Origin of the sequence: Nocardia sp. NPDC059180, assembly GCF_042754945.1 — a bacterium.
In the GTDB taxonomy this organism is placed as follows: domain Bacteria; phylum Actinomycetota; class Actinomycetes; order Mycobacteriales; family Mycobacteriaceae; genus Nocardia.
On record NZ_JBHZBU010000002.1, the window covers coordinates 341,056 to 360,696 of the forward strand.

Genomic DNA, 19,641 nt, shown 5'->3' on the forward strand with positions numbered 1-19,641 from the left:
CCTGTTCTACTATCGCAGCAATCGTGATCACAGGGGGCACTTCATTCATGGCTGGTTCTACTCGTTCGTTGGTTACCAAGGCGACGATCTCCCTGGGTTCCAGGCCCTGGTTCCTCGCGGCGATGAAAAAGAAGGTGCCGTTCGACCGGGCTGTCTACCGACTCACCCGCGGTCGCGTCAATGTGATGATGGGCAGTGGCTGCACTGGATTCCTGTTGACGACCACCGGCCGCAGAACCGGCCTACCCAGATCGGTTCCGCTGCTCTACATCGCGGACAACGGGAAATACTACGTCACCGGCTCGAACTGGGGTGGGCCGCGACATCCTGAGTGGTCGGCCAATCTGCTCGCCGATCCGGAGGCGATCGCCTTGATCAGGGGGCGGCGCGTCTCGGTGACGGCACGACTATTGGAGGACGAAGAGCGCGAACGGATCTGGTCGAATCTCGCAGCAGTGTGGCCGAACTATGACCGCCCTGCCGCGCTCGGCACCCGCGAGCCCCGGGTATTCGCGCTGACGCCGCACTGATTCAGCGCCTTGGCTAGAACAGATTCTAACAACACCGTTCTGGCTACGACGCCGACTGCCGTTAAGAGCGACCGGAACCGGGTGACCAGATCACATGGCTCTCGCCAGACACCGAAGCGTAAGGGGAGAAAGATATGGGCCGCGGGAAAGACGGGTCCACGCTGGCGCCGAAATTGCGGCAGTCCGCGTTTCAGAACACCTGGCAGACCTTGAAGGATCCGAATACTCTGATGGTCCGAGGGGTCACGGAGCTCGGGAACGTGTTCCGAGTCGGTTATCCGCATATGGAAGCCACCGTGTTCGCCGGTCGAGAGGTCATGGATGAGCTCCTACGCCTGGAGCAGAACGGCGCCCTGATCGCTGCGGGCGGATTCCGGGCTTTTCGGGAACAGTTCGACGCGGAGCATTTCATCGCCGACTCGGACGGCGATATGCACGCGGTCCTACGCCGCCGCCTGGCGCGCGGCCACTCGAGCCATGCGGCCGATCCGGAAAAGCTGGTCGGCGCGGTCGATTTCATGGTCGAACGATGGATCGGACAGGAATCCATCGACCTGATGCCCGAACTGCGGCGGTTGTTCGTCTGCCAGGCGAGCGCGACCATGGTCCGGTCCAACGACGCGGTCGACATGACCGACACCCTGTTCTACGTCAGCAGTTTCTTGCTACGAGTATCGCTCGGGCACTGGCCGAAACTCGTGTTGGCGTGGCCGCCGTATCGGGCCGCGCTGCGGCGTGTGATGGCGTACATCACCGAGCTGGCCGACACATTGCTCGCCGAATCGTCCGATTCGGGGCAGCCGCCGCTGGCGACAGCGCTGGTCAAGCTGTACCGCAGCGGCGGCATCAGCCGTAATGAGCTGATCCTGAGCCTGTTCGGTCCGTTCATCGGCGGCGCGGATACCTCCACCTCCACCATCGCCATCGCCTTGCGCGACATCCTCGAGCGCCCCGACCTGCACGCCGCGGTGCGCGCGGAGGCGATGGCGTATTTCGACGGTCGCCCCTGCGGGGTAGATCCACTGGCGGCCATGCCTCACCTGTGGTCGGCCCTCCAGGAATCCATGCGCTTGAATCCGGTCGCGCCGGCTGTGGTACGCCGCGCCGCGAGAGATTTCGAGTTTCGAGGATTCCAGATTCGCGAAGGTTCGATGGTGTTCATCGCCACCACCGCCTCCCATCAGTCCGAGGAGCATTTTCCCGATCCCACGGCGTTCATCGCGGACCGGTTCATCGATGTGCGCGCAAGCAACCGGACGGGCTACGCCCCTTTCGGTTTCGGCAGGCGCGAGTGTATCGCAAAGAACTGGGCCAAGATTCAGGCACTGCTGTGCGTCGCACGCTTGCTGGCCACCTGTGAGCTGGCGTTCGTGGGGAACCCTGGGGAGTCGCTGCGGATGACGACATTCCCGCCGCGCACGCCCAAGGGATTGCGAATGTCGGTTCAGCCGATCAAAAGTGCCGCGGGCTAGTCGTTTCGGCGGCCGGCGACTCGGCGCCGGCCGCTCCCAAACCGCTACGATATGCCGAATTCATCCTCCAGCAGATCCAGTAGTTTTTGGTCACTCATGGCCATGACGTCCTCCGACGGGGATGTTTCCCGTTCTTCGTTCGCCCGACTGGCGATTCGGGCCAAATTCAAAAGCCTCGAGTAGAATTCATTGGTCATTGTTCTGCCGTCGACCATATCCATTACGTCTTTTTCCAGACGCGATAAAGAGTCGGACATATCGGTGTCGGTGAGTTGGGTAAGAATGTGCGCGGTCACCGCCTCCAGTGTCGGATAGTCGAAGACCAGCGTCGCCGGCAACCGCAACCCAGTAACGGCGTTCAACCGGTTGCGTGTCTCGACCGCGGTCAACGAGTCGAAACCCAGATCCCGGAAATTGCGGCCGGCATCGATGCCCACACCGCTCTCGTGACCCAACACGGCCGCGACCTGATCTCGGACAGTGTCCAGAACCAACGCCTCTCGCTCGGCGGCGTCGGTCAGTCCCACCAACTGCTGGCGTAGACCCAGCACAACTCCCGTGACACGGCGGGCCCCCGGCAGTAGGCCCTCCAGCAACGGCGCCAGGGTGCCCGCGCGCGCACCGGCAGCCATCGAAGCCGATTCCATGCGAGCAGCGACCACGCCCGCACAATGTTGCGCCACAGCGGCGTCGAAGAATCTCAATCCCTGTTCGTCCGACATCGCCAGCACCCCACCACGACCCATCCGTGCGGTATCGGAATCATCGAGGTGTCCGGTCATCGCGGTGCCTGTAGCCCACAATCCCCACGCGATCGATACCGCGGCCTGTCCGCCGGCACGGCGGTGTTCGGCAAGCCCGTCCAGGAACGCGTTCGCCGCCGCATAGTTACCCTGCCCCGCAGTACCCAACACACCCGCGACCGAGGAATACAACACGAACAATGCCGGGTCCAGCTCGCGGGTCAACTCGTGCAAATGCCATGCGGCATCGGCTTTGGCCGCCAACACGGTGTGCACTCGCTCTGGGGTCAATGACGCCACCACACCGTCATCGAGTACACCCGCGGTATGCACCACACCGGTCAACGGCGCGTCCTGGGGTATCGCGGCCAACAACTCCACGACCTCGCCGCGATCGGACACATCACACGCCACGACCCGCACCCGGGCACCCAACCCGGTCAACTCCGCGACCGACTCCGCCGCCCCCGGAGCGCCCGGGCCACGACGACTCGCCAGCACCAGCGACCGCACCCCGTACTCGACCACCAAATGCCGAGCCAGCATCGCCCCCAAACCGCCAGTCCCACCAGTCACCAACACCGTCCCCTCCGACACCGCCGACGCCACACCTGAATCCACACCACCGGAACCCACTGGGGTGGACAAGGCGATCTTTCCGATATGACGTGCCTGACTGACGTATCGGAACGCCTCGCGCGCGCGCCGAATGTCATATGTCTTGACGGGCAGCGCAACGATAGTTTCCTCGTCGAACATCGCCCTCAGATCGGTCAGCATCTCCGCGATCCGATCCGCACCGGCATCCCACAGATCGAACGCACGATACTGCACTCCCGGATAACGAGCGGCGATTTCTTCGCTATCGCGTATGTCGGTTTTGCCCATCTCCAGGAAACGACCACCTCGCGGCAGCAGCTGCAACGACGTATCGACGAATTCCCCGGCCAGCGAGTCCAGAACGATGTCCACACCACGACCACCCGTGGCCGCCAGGAACTGTTCTCCGAAATCAAGCGACCGGGAATCACCGATGTGCTGCTCATCGAACCCCATGGCACCCAAGGTGTCCCACTTACCCTGGCTTGCGGTCCCGTACACCTCGATGCCCCAGTATCGGGCCAACTGGGTCGCCGCCATACCCACTCCGCCGGCAGCCGCGTGCACCAGCAACGTCTCACCCGGCTGGACCCGAGCCAAATCCCGGAGCCCGTAATACGCGGTGAGAAAAACAACCGGAACAGTGGCCGCGTCGGTGAACGACCACCCCTCAGGCATGTGGACGATCAGTCTCTGATCCGTCACCACGAAGGGACCCAGACCATCGGCGATGAGCCCCATCACCCGGTCGCCGACGGCAAAGCCCGCCACGCCCGGGCCAACCTCGACGACTACCCCGGCAACTTCCCTACCCATCAGGGTGTCCGCCGCTGCCACCGCACCCAGGCAGATGAGAACGTCCTTGAAGTTCAGGCCACCGGCGCGCACCGCGATACGGACCTGGCCCTGTTCCAGTAGTTGATCCGCGGCATCGCACGGGCTCAGCCTGAGCCCGTCGACGGTGTCGTCACCGGCTTCCAGCCGCCACGCCACCGACTCCGGCACAGCCAGATCCAGTGAATCGGTCAGCCGGGTCAGTCGGGCCAGGTGCAGCACCCCGTCACGGACCATCACCTGGGGTTCCCCACAAGCCAACACCTCGGCCAGGGCCACCCCCGGCATCGACGAGTCCACCTCGACCGAGCCGCGCCCGCTCTCGAGATCGGCATCTGCGAAAAGGCCGTTGGGGTGATCGGTGTCGAGGAGCACGACCCGGCCCGGGTCCTCCGACTGCGCCGAACGCACCAGACCCCACACCGCGGCACCGGCCAGATCAGCGATCTGCTCACCCACACACGCGACGGCCCCGCAGGTCAACACCACCAGCACGCTCCCGGCGAACCGCGACTCACCCAGCCAGGCCTGCAACACGGCCAGCACCTCACCGGTCGCGCGATGCACCCGCCGCGGCACATCCTCAGCAGTGTCCTCGCCGCCCTCGCGCCGGTCCAACACCACCACCGGCGGCACCGACGCAGTGTCGTCGCGCGTCCACGCCAAGAATTCTTCGACTGTGCTGAACACTCGAGACTCCGGCACCGATCCCGAACCAGGGATCGGAGACGGCGCCGGTGCCCACTGCACCGCGCACAACCGCTCACGTGCGCTCGCGGCGCCCAGTTGTCCCGGCGAGACCGGCCGCAAGGTCAACGACCCCGCCGTCAACACCTGGCGCCCGGAACTGTCGGCGACCTCGATGGCCATCGCGCCGGAATCGGAATCAGCCGGCCGGATCCGGGCCCGCACCACCGACGCGCCGACCGCATGCAGTGACACCTGCGACCACGCGAACGGCAACATCACCTCGACACCGGCATCGGCACCAGCTCCCATCACCGTGGCATGCAGCACCGAATCCAGCAACGCCGGATGCAGGCCGAACTCCGACGCATCACTCACCGTGTCCGGCAATGAAGCCTCGACGAACAACTCCTCACCACGACGCCACAACGACCGCAACCCCTGGAAAGCCGGACCATAGTCGTATCCGCGATCGGCCAACACCGAATACAGATCGTGCACCGCCACCGGCACCGCGCCGCGCGGCGGCCACACCGCCAACCCCTCCGACACCGGACCGGCGGCAACCGAATTCGCGACGTCGACACCCTGCCGATCCAGCACCCCCTCGGCATGAGTGACCCACTCTGCCTGCGGGTCCCCGGCATCACGGGAGTACACCACGACCCGCTGCGCACCCTGCTCCTGCCCATCGGGCCCATCGACCACGACCTGCAGCTGCACCGCGGTCTCGGCGGTCAACACCAGCGGAGTCGTCAACATCAACTCCCGCAGCACTGGACGCCCGACCTCCTCACCCGCACGCATCGCCAACTCCACGAACCCCGTACCCGGGAACAACACCGTTCCACCGACCGCGTGATCGACCAGCCACGGCTGGATTGCCAACGACAACCGCCCGGTCAACACCACGCCATCCGAACCCGCCGACGCCATGACCGCCCCCAGCAACGGATGCCCAGCCCCCGACAGCCCCAATGACACCGCATCACTGACCCCAGACGGTCTCAACCAATACCGCCGACGCTGGAACGCATAACCCGGCAACTCCACGCGCCGCCCACAACCCCCCAACACCGCATCCCAGTCCACACCCACACCCTCCACATCCAAGCGGGCGGCAGTGTTGAGCGCGGTTTCGGTCTCGTCACGGTCCCTGCCCAAGACCGGCACCACCATCGCCGCAGCAATGGCCACGGTCGTAGGCGTGTTCGTTGCCGGGTCCCCCACGGTGGGATGCTCGACTGGCAGCGACAGGTCCTCGAGATTCTGGGTGATCAGCCCGGTCAGTCCACCGTCGGGACCGGCGACGACGAAACGGTCCGCTCCGGCCCGGTACAAGGCACGTATCGCCTCACCGAACCGCACTGTCGCCCGTACCTGCTCGACCCAGTACCCCGCGGTCGCCGGATCCGCAGCCCCGGCACCGATCCCGCCGGCGGTACGGATGGTGGCGTCGATGTTGGACACCATCGGGATGAGCGGTTGGTTGAAGGACAGCTGTGCTATCGCCGCGGCGAAGTCGGCCAGCATCGGCTCCATCAGCGGGGAATGAAACGCATGCGACACCTCCAGCCATCGGGTCTTGCGTCCCTGGCTGCCCAATCGCTCGACCACGGAATCGACTTCGGTGTAGGCGCCGGAAAGCACCACGGCTGCTGCGGTATTGACTGCCCCTACCGCCACCCCCGCAGTCAGCAACGGCAGCACTTCGGCTTCGGATGCCTGCACCGCCGCCATCGCCCCGCCTTCGGGCAGGGCCTCCATCAAACGCCCGCGCGCGGCCACCAACACCACCGCATCCTCGAGCGACAAAATCCCCGCCGCGTATGCGGCGTTCACCTCACCGATCGAGTGTCCCGCCACGAAGTCCGGGCGTATTCCCCACTCTTGCAGCAGCCGTGTCACACCCACCCCGACAGCGAACAACGCCGCCTGCGTGAACTGTGTTCGACTGAGCGCACGCGAGTCCTCTCCCCACATGATGTCTCGAAGCGGAAACCCCAACCGCTCCTGCAACAAAGCCACCACCTCGTCGAATGCCTCCGCGAACACCGGGAACCGGGCCGACAGTCCCTGGCCCATCCCCAGCCACTGAGCACCCTGGCCCGGAAACACCAGCACCGTCTTGCCGTGTGCGCGTGCGGTCCCCGACACCACACCGTCGCCGGCCACCCCTTGGGTCACCGCGTCCAAGCCCCTCAACAACGCCGCCGGGTCCACGCCCACGACCACCGCTCGATGCTCGAACCGCGATCGACCCGCCAACGTCGCCGCCACATCCACCGGATCCACGTCCGGACACTCGCGCAGATAACGCGACAACCGACCCGCCTGCCCAGCCAACGCCTCTGGCGTGCGACCCGACACCACCCACACAACCGGCCCGTCCACGGGCTCGTCCCCACCGACACCGGTCACGGGGCCGGTCACCGATTCCGGCGCCTGTTCGAGGATCACGTGTGCATTGGTGCCGCTGATACCGAACGCCGATACCGCGCCACGACGCGGACGATCGACAACGGGCCAATCCCGCGCCGCGGTCAACACACTCGCGTGCCCCAACGCCCAATCCACCTGCGAGGACGGCTCATCCACATGCAAAGTCTCGGGCAGCACCCCATAACGTAGGGCCTGCACCATCTTGATCACCCCGGCCACACCGGCCGCCGCCTGAGTGTGCCCGATATTGGACTTGATCGAACCCAGCCACACCGGCCGATCCTCCGGCCGGTCCTGCCCATAGGTGGCCAGCAACGCCTGCGCCTCGATCGGATCACCCAACGTAGTCCCGGTGCCGTGCGCCTCCACCACATCAACCTCACCGGCAGACACCCCGGCATTGGCCAACGCACGCCGAATCACCCGCTGCTGCGAAGGCCCATTCGGAGCGGTCAAACCATTCGACGCACCATCCTGATTCACCGCGCTACCCCGCACCACCGCCAATACTTGATGGCCGTTGCGGTGGGCATCCGACAACCGCTCCAACACCAACACACCCGAACCCTCGCCGAACGCGGTCCCGTCGGCAGCGTCGGCGAACGGCTTACACCGGCCATCCGCAGCCAACCCCCGCTGCCGGGAAAACTCCACGAACACCCCCGGGGTCGTCATCACCGTGACACCCCCGGCCAACGCCATTGAACACTCGCCCGCACGCAGCGCCGACACCGCCTGATGCAGCGCCACCAGACTCGACGAACACGCCGTGTCCACCGACACCGCAGGCCCTTCCAACCCCAAGACATACGACACCCGACCCGACACGACACTCGCCGAACCGCCGGTCAACCGATAGCCCTCGGACCCCGTCGGGTCGCCGGTACCCGAACCCGCGTCGTACGACTGATCGATCACACCGGCGAATACACCGGTATCGCTGCCACGCAACGATGCCGGATCGATTCCGGCGTGTTCGAGCGCCTCCCACGCCGTTTCCAACAGAACCCGCTGCTGAGGGTCCATCGCGATCGCCTCACGCGGACTGATCCCGAAGAACCCCGCATCGAAATCGGCAGCGTCGTAAAGGAATCCACCCTGGTTCGCGTACGACTTGCCCGCCGCACCAGGCGCCGGATCGAACACCCCGTCCCAACCACGATCGGTCGGGAAGTCCGAGATCACATCACGACCGTCGACCAACAATCGCCACAACTCCTCCGGCGAGGACACCCCACCCGGGAACCGACAGCCCACCCCCACGATCGCCACCGGCTCCGAAAGCGACACCGGCACCGCGACCGGCACCGCCTCGACCGCGGCAGCCGCGGCATCGGTGAGCTGGGTGCGGATGTGTGTGGTGACAGCGTCGGGTGTCGGGTAGTCGAAGACCAGGGTCGCGGGCAACCGCAACCCGGTGATCGTGTCCAACCGGTTGCGTGCCTCGACGGCGGTCAGGGAGTCGAACCCCAGGTCTCTGAAGTTGCGGTCGGGATCGATAACCGTGCCGCTGTCATGTCCCAGCACGGCCGCGACCTGACCACGAACCGCATCCAGGATCAGTGCTTGTTGTTCGGTCGGTGTCAACCCGACCAACCGCTGCCGCAGACCCACCGCGCCGGACGCACCCGGAGTGCTGCGGCCGAGCGTGGAGAGCATCCCCTCCAGCAACGGAGCGAGGACACCGGCACGAGAACCGGCCACCACTGCGGCCGAATCGATGTGGGCAGCGACTACACCCGCACGATGTTGCGCCACAGCGGCGTCGAACAATCTCAAACCCTGTTCGTCCGACATCGCCAGCACGCCACCCCGACCCATCCGTGCGGTATCGGCATCGCCGAGGTGTCCGGTCATCGCGGTACCCGCAGCCCACAAACCCCACGCGATCGACACCGCCGTCCGCCCCTCGCCACCGCGATACTCGGCCAACCCGTCCAGGAACGCATTTGCCGCCGCATAGTTGCCCTGCCCTGCGGTGCCCAACACACCCGCGACCGAGGAATACAACACGAACATCCCCAGATCCAACTCACGGGTCAACTCGTGCAGATACCACGCCGCATCAGCCTTCGCCGCCAATACCGTGTGCACCCGCTCCGGGGTCAACGACACCACCACACCGTCATCCAGCACACCCGCGGTATGCACCACACCGGTCAACGGCGCATCCCCGGGAACCGCGGCCAACAACTCCACCACCGCCCCCCGATCCGACACATCACACGCCAGCACCCGCACCCGCGCACCCAACCCCGACAACTCCGCGACCAACTCCGCCGCCCCCGGAGCGCCCGGACCACGACGACTCGCCAACACCAATGACCGCACCCCGTACTCGACCACCAAACGCCGAGCCAACATCGCCCCCAACCCGCCTGTCCCACCGGTGATCACCACCGTGCCCGCCGACACCGCCGACGCCACACCTGAATCCACACCGGCTTCCCCCACTGGCATGGACAGGGCGATCTTTCCGATATGACGCGCCTGACTGAAATACCGGAACGCCTCGCGCGCACGCCGAACATCAAAGTTCTTGACCGGCAACGGAACGATAATTTCCTCGTCGAACATCGCCCTCAGATCGGTCAGCATCTCCGCGATCCGATCCGCACCGGCATCCCACAGATCGAACGCACGATACTGCACTCCCGGATAACGAGAAGCAACCTCTTCGCTATCGCGTATGTCGGTCTTGCCCATCTCCAAGAAACGACCACCACGCGGCAACAACCGCAACGACGTATCGACGAATTCCCCGGCCAGCGAATCCAAAACGATGTCCACACCACGACCACCCGTGGCCGCCAGGAACTGTTCACCGAAATCAAGCGACCGCGAATCACCGATATGCCGCTCATCGAAACCCCATGTGCCCAATGTGTTCCACTTGCCCCGGCTCGCGGTCCCATACACCTCGAGCCCCCAGTATCGGGCCAGCTGGGTCGCCGCCATACCCACCCCGCCCGCCGCCGCGTGCACCAGCAACATCTCACCCGGCCGCGCCTGCGCCAAATCCTGCAATCCGTAATAGGCGGTGAGGAAAACAACCGGAACAGCGGCCGCCTCGACGAACGACCATCCATCAGGCATGCGGACGATCAACCGCTGATCTGTCACCACGACAGGACCAAGACCATCCTCGATCAACCCCATCACCCGGTCGCCGACGACGAAGCCCGCGACCCCGGGGCCGACCTCTTCGACCACCCCGGCGACTTCCATGCCCATCACGGTGTTCCCCACGTCTACCGTGCCCAGACAGATGAGGACATCTCGGAAGTTCAGGCCACCGGCCCGCACCGCGATACGGACCTGACCCTGCCCCAATGGTCGGTCAGCGGCACCGCACGGGCTCAGCCCGAGCCCGTCGAAAGTGTCGTCACAAGCCTCTAGCCGCCACGACACCGACTCCGGCACAACGAGACCCAGCGAACCGTTCAACCGGGTCAGCCGGGCCACATGCAGGACGCCGTCACGAACCATCATCTGGGGTTCACCACTAGCCAGCACCTCGGCCAGCGCCACCCCCAGCACGTCGACGGGCTGATCGGTGTCGAGGAGCACGACCCTGCCGGGGTCCTCCGACTGCGCCGAACGCACCAGACCCCACACCGCGGCCCCGGCCAGATCGTCGACCGGCTCACCCGCACCCGCGACCGCCCCACAGGTCGACACCACCAACATGCTTGCGGTGAAACGCGACTCACCCAACCAGGCCTGCAACACGACCAGCGTGTCGGCGACTGCCCCGTGCACACGCCCCGGCATACCGGCAGCGGCACCGTCGTGATCGCTGTCGGGGCTGCGTCGGTCGAACACCACGACCGGTGGTACCGGCACGGTCTCGTCCCGGGTCCAGGCCAGGAAGTCCTCGGCCGTGGCGAACACCCGCGACTCCGACGCCGACGCCGAGGTCGGGGTATCGGTCTGGATCGGGGTCCAGTGCACTGCGCACAGCCGGTCGCGTGCGGTGGGTGCGCCCAACTGTCCGGGGGACAGAGGCCGTGAGGTCAACGAGGCGGCTGTCAACAGGGGGTGTCCGGTGGTGTCGGTGACGTGTATCGCGACCGCGCCCGTACCGGTTGGTGCGATCCGGGCCCGCACCGTGGTTGCGCCGACCGCGTGCAGGGTCACCTCCGACCATGCGAACGGCAACATCACACCGGTATCGGTATCGGTATGGGAGTCCACGGCGTGTGCGGCGATCGCATGCAGTACGGAATCCAGCAAGGCCGGGTGTAGTCCGTATCGTGGTGCGTCAGCGACGGTGTCGGGCAGCGCCGCTTCGACGAACAGTTCCTCGCCCCGGCGCCAGATCGACCGCAGTCCTTGGAATGCCGGGCCGTATCCGTATCCGATGTCGGCCAACACCGCGTACATGCCGTGGACCGGGAGCTCGACCGTGTTGGGTGGGGGCCACACCCCCATATGCTCCGATGCCGAGCCGCCGGGCAGCGTTGGTGGGGAATCCGCGCCGTCTCCGGCCAGGACGGCTTCGGCGTGGATTACCCATTCCGGTCGAGGGTCTTCGGCGTCGCGGGAATACACCGCCAGCCGGCGCGAATCGCGTTCATCGGCTGCCTCGACCACGATCTGAAGCTGTACCGCGGTGTGACCGGTCAACACCAATGGAGTCATCAATGTCAGGTCCCGCAACACCGGGCATCCGACTTCCTGCCCGGCGCCCATCGCCAACTCCACGAACCCGGTACCGGGGAACAGGACCACCCCACCGACCGCGTGATCGGCCAGCCACGGCTGCGACGCCAACGACAACCGACCCGTCAACACCACCGCACCCGTGTCCGCGGACACCAGCACCGCACCGAGCAACGGATGCTCGGCCCCGGCCAACCCCAACGACCCCACGTCACCGGTCCCGTTCGAAGTCGGCCAATAGCGGCGACGCTGGAACGCATATGTGGGCAATTCGACCCGGCGACCATGTCCCTGGCACATCGCATCCCACACCACACCCACACCTGACACATCCAGTCGGGCCATCGAATGTGTGAAGGCGACCGCGCAATCCTCGCCACGCTGCAGCGAACCCACGATCACCGGGTCATAGCTGTACAGGGGAATACTGCTGTCGAGACCGGCTGCCGCACAGATCTGTTCGATGTCGACGGTCAACAGCGGGTGTGGGCTCGCCTCGACGAAGACGCTGTATCCGTCGCGGTGCAATGCCTGCACGGCCTGCTCGAAACGCACCGTTTCCCGCAAGTTGCGGAACCAGTACTGGGCATCCAATTCAGTCGGGTCCAGGATCGTGCCGGTAACGGTGGAATAGAAGACCACCTCCGCCGTACCACCCGAACCGGTGGAATCTTGTGAACGCGACTGGATTTCGGTGAATGCGTCGAGCAGATGATCGCGGAGTTGTTCGACCTGGGGAGAGTGCGAAGCATAATCCACCGCGATCCGACGTGCGCGAATATCGAGACGCTCACACTCGGTCAGGAACAACTCCGTCTGCCCGATGTCACCGGACACCACTGTCGATTCCGGGCCGTTGACCACAGCCACCGCCAACCGGTCGAACCTTTCGATCAGTCGCTCGACCTGCTCGACCGAGAGCCCGACCGACACCATCGCGCCCTGACCGGCCAACGCCGTCAACGCCGCCGAGCGCAGGATCACGATCCGGGCGGCGTCCTCGAGCGACAACAGACCGGCCACATGGGCTGCGGCGATCTCTCCTTGGGAATGACCCACCACGGCATCCGGTTCGACACCGACCGAACGCCACAGCTGCGCCAGCGACACCATCACCGCGAACAACACCGGCTGCACAACCTCGACACGCTCCAGCGAGGGCGCACCTTCGGCACCGTCGAGCACCTCGCGCAGCGACCAGTCCACCAGCGTGGAGAACACACGATCACACTCGGTCATGGTCTGCGCGAACACCGGCGAGGAAACCAGCAACTCCCGCCCCATCCCCAGCCACTGCGCTCCCTGACCCGGGAACACCAGCACCGTCTTGCCTTGTGCGCGTGCGGTTCCCGACACCACCGCGCCAGCACCGGCACCGGCGGGTAGCCCCCGTGCCACCGCGTCGAGCCCGCCGAGCAACGGGGCCCGGTCCCCGCCCACGATCACCGCACGATGATCGAACCGCGTACGTTCCGCCAACGTCGCAGCCACATCCTCCGCATCCACATCCGGACGCTGACCCAGGTAGGTCGACAACCGAGCCGCCTGCGCCGCCACCCCTTCCCCGGTCCGCGCCGACACCGCCCACACCACCGGCACCGACCAATCTGTCGGTGTATGTCGTTGCGGTGCCGGCTCGCTCACCGGTGCTTGTTCGAGGATGACGTGGGCATTGGTGCCGCTGATTCCGAACGACGACACCGCAGCGCGACGCGGACGATCGGCGTCCGGCCAGTCCCGTGCCCGACTCAGCAGCTCAGCGTGTCCCGTGGTCCAATCCACGTGCGAGGACGGCGCGTCCACGTGCAGGGTTTTGGGCAGCACCCCGTGGCGCAGGGCTTGCACCATCTTGATCACCCCGGCCAACCCCGCCGCCGCCTGCGTGTGCCCGATATTGGATTTGATCGAACCCAACCACACCGGCTCCAGATCACGATCACGCTGACCATAGGTCGCCAACAGCGCCTGCGCCTCGATCGGGTCGCCCAGTGTGGTGCCCGTGCCGTGCGCCTCCACCACATCGACCTCGGCCGCCGCGACACCGGCATTGGCCAACGCACGCCGAATCACCCGCTGCTGCGAAGGCCCATTCGGCGCGGTCAAACCATTCGACGCACCATCCTGATTCACCGCGCTACCCCGCACCACCGCCAGCACCTGATGTCCGTTGCGCCTGGCATCGGACAATCGCTCCAGCACCAGCACACCCGAGCCCTCACCCCACGCGGTCCCGTCGGCAGCGTCGGCGAACGGCTTACACCGGCCATCGACAGCGAGCCCTCGCTGCCGAGAAAACTCCACAAACATCGACGGAGTGGGCATCACCGTCACGCCACCGGCCAACGCCAGCGAACACTCCTCCGACCGCAAGGCCGCCACCGCCTGATGCAAGGCCACCAGACTCGACGAACACGCCGTATCCACCGACACCGCCGGGCCCTCCAACCCCAGCACATACGACACCCGACCGGACACCACACTCGCCGTACCGCCGGTCAATCGATAGCCGTTGGACCCCGTCAAGTCGCCGGTACTCGAACCAACGTCGTACGATTGGTCGGTCACGCCGACGAATACACCTGTGTCGCTGCCACGCAGGGTGGCAGGTTGGATTCCGGCGTGTTCGAGTGCCTCCCACACGGTTTCCAGCAGAATCCGTTGTTGGGGGTCCATCGCGATCGCCTCACGCGGACTGATTCCGAAGAACTCCGCGTCGAACTCGGCCGCGTCGTAAAGGAATCCGCCCTGGTTCGTGTACGACTTGCCCGCCGCACCCGGCACCGGATCGAACACCCCGGCCCAGCCGCGATCGTCCGGGAAGCCCGAAATCACATCACGCCCGTCGATCACCAACTGCCACAATTGTTCTGCCGAGGACACCCCACCCGGGAACCGGCACCCTACCCCCACGATCGCCACCGGCTCCGACGACGACAGTGACACCACCGGCGCCGATTCCGATGCCGATGCCGCGGAGCCACCGGAGTCGGTGAGCTGGGCAAGGATGTGCGAGGTCATCGCGTCCGGCGTCGGATAGTCGAAGACCAGCGTCGCAGGCAGCCGCAACCCGGTGACGGTGTTCAACCGATGACAAAGCTCGACCGCGGTCAACGAATCGAAACCCAGATCCCGGAAACTACGGTCAGCGTCAATGGCCGCCGCCCTGCCGTGCCCGAGAACCAGCGAACTCTCGCCTCGAATAGTTTCGGTGAGCAGAGTCCGAGCTTCGTCCACCGGAAGTTGAGCCAGCCGTAGCCGCGCCACACCTGCGTCCTCGATAGCCGATGGCTCCGTGTCCAGGCGCCGATCGGCATCGAACATGCCCGAATCGCGGTTGGCGCTCACCGATGTCTCGGCAGTTGCGTGCCTGTCGGCCAACCAGAACCGATCCCGCCGGAAGGCATAGCTCGGCAGCGTTATCCGGCGACCGCCTGGAAACAGTTTCACCCACTCGACCGAAATGCCAGCTTCGAAGGCCCGGGCCAAGAAATGCATCACAGCCAGTGCTTCCGGTCGCCGTTTCCGCATTGTGGCCAACGTCAGCACATCGCTTGCCGGAGACGACTCAGTGACCAAACCTGCCAGTCCGGCTGCAGGACCCAGTTCAATGAACTTGGTTACGCCCAGCTCACGGAGCAGGTCCAATCCGGCACCGAAACGTACAGTTTCTCGAACATGGCGTACCCAATACTGTGCTGTCCCATATCCTGTGCCCGCCAGGCGGCCATCCACATTGGACACCAGTGGGATCGCGGGCTCGGCCGCTGCGATAGTCGCCGCCGATACCGCGAACTCGCCCAACATCGGCTCCATCATTGATGAATGGAACGCGTGTGAGACATTCAAATGTGTCGCTCGGACGGAGTGCCGTTGAAGATACTCAGCAATATGTACGATCGAGTGTTCGGTGCCCGCAACAACTACGGATTCCGGTCCGTTGACGGCGGCAATGTCGACGTCCTTCATCGTCAAGTCGTCGAGCATCGCCCGGACATAGTCCTCGCCTGCACGCACCGCGAGCATCGCACCACCAGTCGGCAGCAGTTGCATCAACCGGCCACGCGTCGCGACCAGCAATGCGGCATCCTCGAGGGACAACACGCCGGACAAGTGTGCAGCGGCCAGCTCTCCGACAGAGTGACCGATGAGGAAATCCGGTGTCACACCCCAATCCTCGAACAGCCGGAACAACGCTATTTCGACCGCGAACAAACCCGCTTGGGCGAATACCGTTTGCCTGAGCTTCTTCTCATCCGACCCCCATAACACCGCACGCACTTCACCCACTAGATGCGGGTCCAGCTCGGCGAGCACTGCGTCCATAGCCTTGGCAAATGCCGGGAACGTCTCATACAGCTCCCTGCCCATTCCGACCCATTGCGAGCCCTGACCCGGCAGAACGAACGCCATCTTCCCGGACCTGTTTACCGCCGAGTGTGCGGTGACGATCCCGGGCTCCGCTAGTTCGCGCAGCTCACCGAGCAGCTCCTCACGACTGGATCCCACCGCTACTGCGCGATGGTCGAACAACGACCGAGTCGTCAACAGCGAATAACCCACATCCGCCGGCGACAGGTCCGGACGTTGTTCGACATACTCCAGTAGCCGCCGTGCCTGGCGGTGCAGTCCGTCTCGGGTCCGCGCCGACACCACCCACACCAACGGTGACCATTCCGGCGTTGGCCCCGATTCGGATGCGGTCGGCGGCATCGTTGCCCCGACTGCCGCAGTCTGTTCTTCGGGTACGGGTGCCTGTTCGAGGATGATGTGTGCATTGGTGCCGCTCAGACCGAAGGCCGATACCGCAGCGCGACGCGGACGATCGACCACCGGCCAGTCGCGCTGCTCGGTGAGCAGTTCCACCCGCCCCGCACTCCAATCCACATGTGCGGACGGCATATCCACGTGCAGCGTCTTGGGCAAAATTCCCCGATGCAGCGCCTGCACCATCTTGATCACCCCGGCCACACCCGCCGCCGCCTGCGTGTGCCCGATATTGGACTTGATCGAACCCAACCACACCGGCCGATCCTCCGGCCGGTCCTGCCCATACGTGGCCAGCAACGCCCGCGCCTCGATCGGATCACCCAACCTGGTGCCCGTGCCGTGCGCCTCCACCACATCGACCTCAGCGGCCGCGACACCGGCATCGGCCAACGCACGGCGAATCACCCGCTGCTGCGAGCGCCCGTTCGGCGCGGTCAAACCACTGGACGCACCATCCTGATTCACCGCGCTACCCCGTACCACCGCCAATACTTGATGGCCGTTGCGGTGGGCATCCGACAACCGCTCCAGCACCAACACACCCGAGCCCTCGCCCCACGCGGTCCCGTCGGCAGCTTCGGCGAACGGCTTACACCGACCATCGACAGCGAGCCCCCGCTGCCGAGAAAACTCGACGAACGTCGCGGGTGTCGACATCACCGTCACGCCACCGGCCAGCGCCAGCGAACACTCCCCCGACCGCAACGACTGGACTGCCAGATGCAGCGCCACCAACGATGACGATGCCGAAGTGTCCACCGAAACCGCCGGGCCCTCCAACCCCAACACATACGACACGCGACCCGACACCACACTGGATGAACCGCCGGTCAATTGATAGCCCTCGACGTCGACCGGAACCTGCCCGCCGGCGCCGACCCCATAGTCGTTTTGCATCACCCCGCAGAACACTCCGGTGTCGCTTCCGCGTAGTGCCGATGGGTCGATGCCCGCTGATTCCAGCGCCTCCCATGCGGTTTCCAGCAGTACTCGCTGCTGAGGGTCCATCGCTAGCGCCTCGCGAGGGCTGATGCCGAAGAACTCGGCGTCGAACTCGGATGATCGATGGAGAAATCCGCCCACGCGCACATAGGACTTGCCTGGTACACCCGGCTCTGGATCGTACAGGTGCTCCAGGTCCCAGCCGCGGTCTGCCGGAAAATCTGATAGGCCATCACGACCGTCGATTACCAACTGCCACAGGTCTTCCGACGACTCCACACCGCCTGGAAACCGGCAGCCTGTCCCCACTATCGCGATCGGCTGTGTCCGCTCGGGCTCATCATCGAGAAGCTCAGCGCGCCCTGGATATACCCGAGTCATACCAATTCCCTATCCAAGTCGAGTGAAGTTGGGTTGCGATGTGTTGTCGTAGGTATCCGTCGGGATAAACCACGAAATGGTCGTGATGGGCATCGACCACGTCGGCGATCTGGCCTTTCGCGGGCTGGACCAACCCAGGATCGAACTAGGCCCTGAATTTCTAGGCGCATTCGCAATGAGGGGCGTAGACATCCAATATCCGAAACGCCGCGATCGCCGACATCTGACTCTTCATACCTGATTTCCCACCCCTCAGATTGGCCGAACTGGCGAGCAGAACCCGAAAGTCGGAACGGGTGTGCCCGCAGGGCGGTCGATCCCCGCCGCCGTCTTCCCCGTGCCCGGCAGGGTCGTCGAGCCGGTCAGAACCGCTTCATCAAGGTAGAACACGTTCCTGTCTGATGCAAGCATTCGCCGCGAACACCGACGTACAACCCCTTCCGACCCTTCGATTGACCCAAAGTCACCTGGTGAACATGTTCTGACGAAGGCGTGGGCGGACTGCTAGCATCGGCGAGTGGCCCCGCATATCGGCTGGGTTCCATCGCCTGGAGGGGGCAAACCATGACAGTTATGGAATTTCGTGACTCCGAGAGCTCGGCCCGACGCATTTTGCGGTGGTCTCGCGAATGGGGGCGGTTTGCGTCCCTGGCCTTCGTACCCGCGATTCCCGATCGATTCAGTCGGCTGTACGACGATTTTCTTACCGCATCCAACACGCTAGGCGAGGAGTCATTGTTCCTGAACCTGGGCTACTGGAAGGATAGTCCCCAAAATATCGATCAAGCGAGCGCGGCGTTAGCTCGTCTGGTAGCGACCGAAGCGCGCCTCGGGGCCGAGGATGTGGTGGTCGACGTCGGCTGTGGATTCGGAGATCAAGATTTTCTCTGGGCGGATGAGTTCGGCCCGAAACGAATTACAGGCATAAACATATCCGCGAAACAGGTCGAGATTGCGACCGCACGGTCCGCTGGATTAGGACTCAGCGATATCATCGAGTACTCCCACGGGTCAGCAAGCGATCTGCCTCAGCCCGATGCGTCCGCAACTAAAGTGACCGCGCTCGAATCAGCGCTTCACTTTCCGTCGCGTTCACAATTTTTCGATGAAGCATTCCGAGTTTTGACACCTGGCGGTCGATTGGTGACCGCCGACGTCGTGCCGCTCGCAAATGAGCATGTTTCGAGCAGCACCGGCCGGTCACGACTCCTGGGCAAGGTGGTACACGGCATATTCACGACTGCCCGCCAGAATCATACCAATGCGGAGGAATACCGCGAAGCGCTCATAGCATCCGGCTTCGAATATGTGCGAGTCTACTCCATCCGTCATCACGTCTTCCCTCAATATGCAGAATATGTCAGCCTCAAACTCGAGCAGCCGGAAATGAAGAGAATCAATCCGTTGACTCGGAGCTTTTTCGGCCGAAAAGGAGTCTCGCTGTGGGCCCCTTGGCTGGACTATATCGTTGCTGTTGCCGACAAGCCGCCTGTGGGAGATCGTCTATAGCCTCGATCTTTCTTACTGATTCCGCGCCGGCGAACCCGACGGTCGGGTTCCCCTCCGGGATGTAGTTCT

Annotated in this window: 4 protein-coding genes; 3 read left to right on the forward strand and 1 reads right to left on the reverse strand. The window is 64.6% G+C overall.

Features of this window, described 5'->3' with window-relative positions:
* Nucleotides 1-68 precede the first annotated feature (68 nt).
* Nucleotides 69-530 (forward strand): nitroreductase family deazaflavin-dependent oxidoreductase, encoded by a 462-nt coding sequence (locus tag ACFXNW_RS07635; protein ID WP_379416786.1) that lies wholly within the window; start codon nt 69-71, stop codon nt 528-530.
* Between the two features lie 134 nt (nt 531-664).
* The gene (locus ACFXNW_RS07640) at nt 665-2,002 is read left to right on the forward strand and encodes a cytochrome P450 (RefSeq protein WP_379416787.1); all 1,338 of its coding nucleotides are present in this window, start codon (nt 665-667) and stop codon (nt 2,000-2,002) included.
* Between the two features lie 44 nt (nt 2,003-2,046).
* Here the strand turns inward: ACFXNW_RS07640 and ACFXNW_RS07645 are convergent, their stop codons facing one another.
* Nucleotides 2,047-18,063, reverse strand: coding sequence for an SDR family NAD(P)-dependent oxidoreductase (locus tag ACFXNW_RS07645; RefSeq protein WP_379416789.1), 16,017 nt, complete (start codon nt 18,061-18,063; stop codon nt 2,047-2,049).
* Nucleotides 18,064-18,636: 573 nt separating this feature from the next.
* Between ACFXNW_RS07645 and ACFXNW_RS07650 the strand changes: the two genes are divergently transcribed.
* Entirely contained in the window at nt 18,637-19,572 is a 936-nt protein-coding gene (locus ACFXNW_RS07650) for an SAM-dependent methyltransferase (protein WP_379416791.1), read from the forward strand.
* The last annotated feature ends 69 nt before the right edge of the window (nt 19,573-19,641 follow it).

Coding starts and splice junctions, on each gene's coding strand:
- ACFXNW_RS07645 (WP_379416789.1), bottom strand. CDS start 18,063: ATGACTCGGGTATATCCAGGGCGCGCTGAGCTTCTCGATGATGAGCCC.
- ACFXNW_RS07640 (WP_379416787.1), top strand. CDS start 665: ATGGGCCGCGGGAAAGACGGGTCCACGCTGGCGCCGAAATTGCGGCAG.
- ACFXNW_RS07650 (WP_379416791.1), top strand. CDS start 18,637: ATGGAATTTCGTGACTCCGAGAGCTCGGCCCGACGCATTTTGCGGTGG.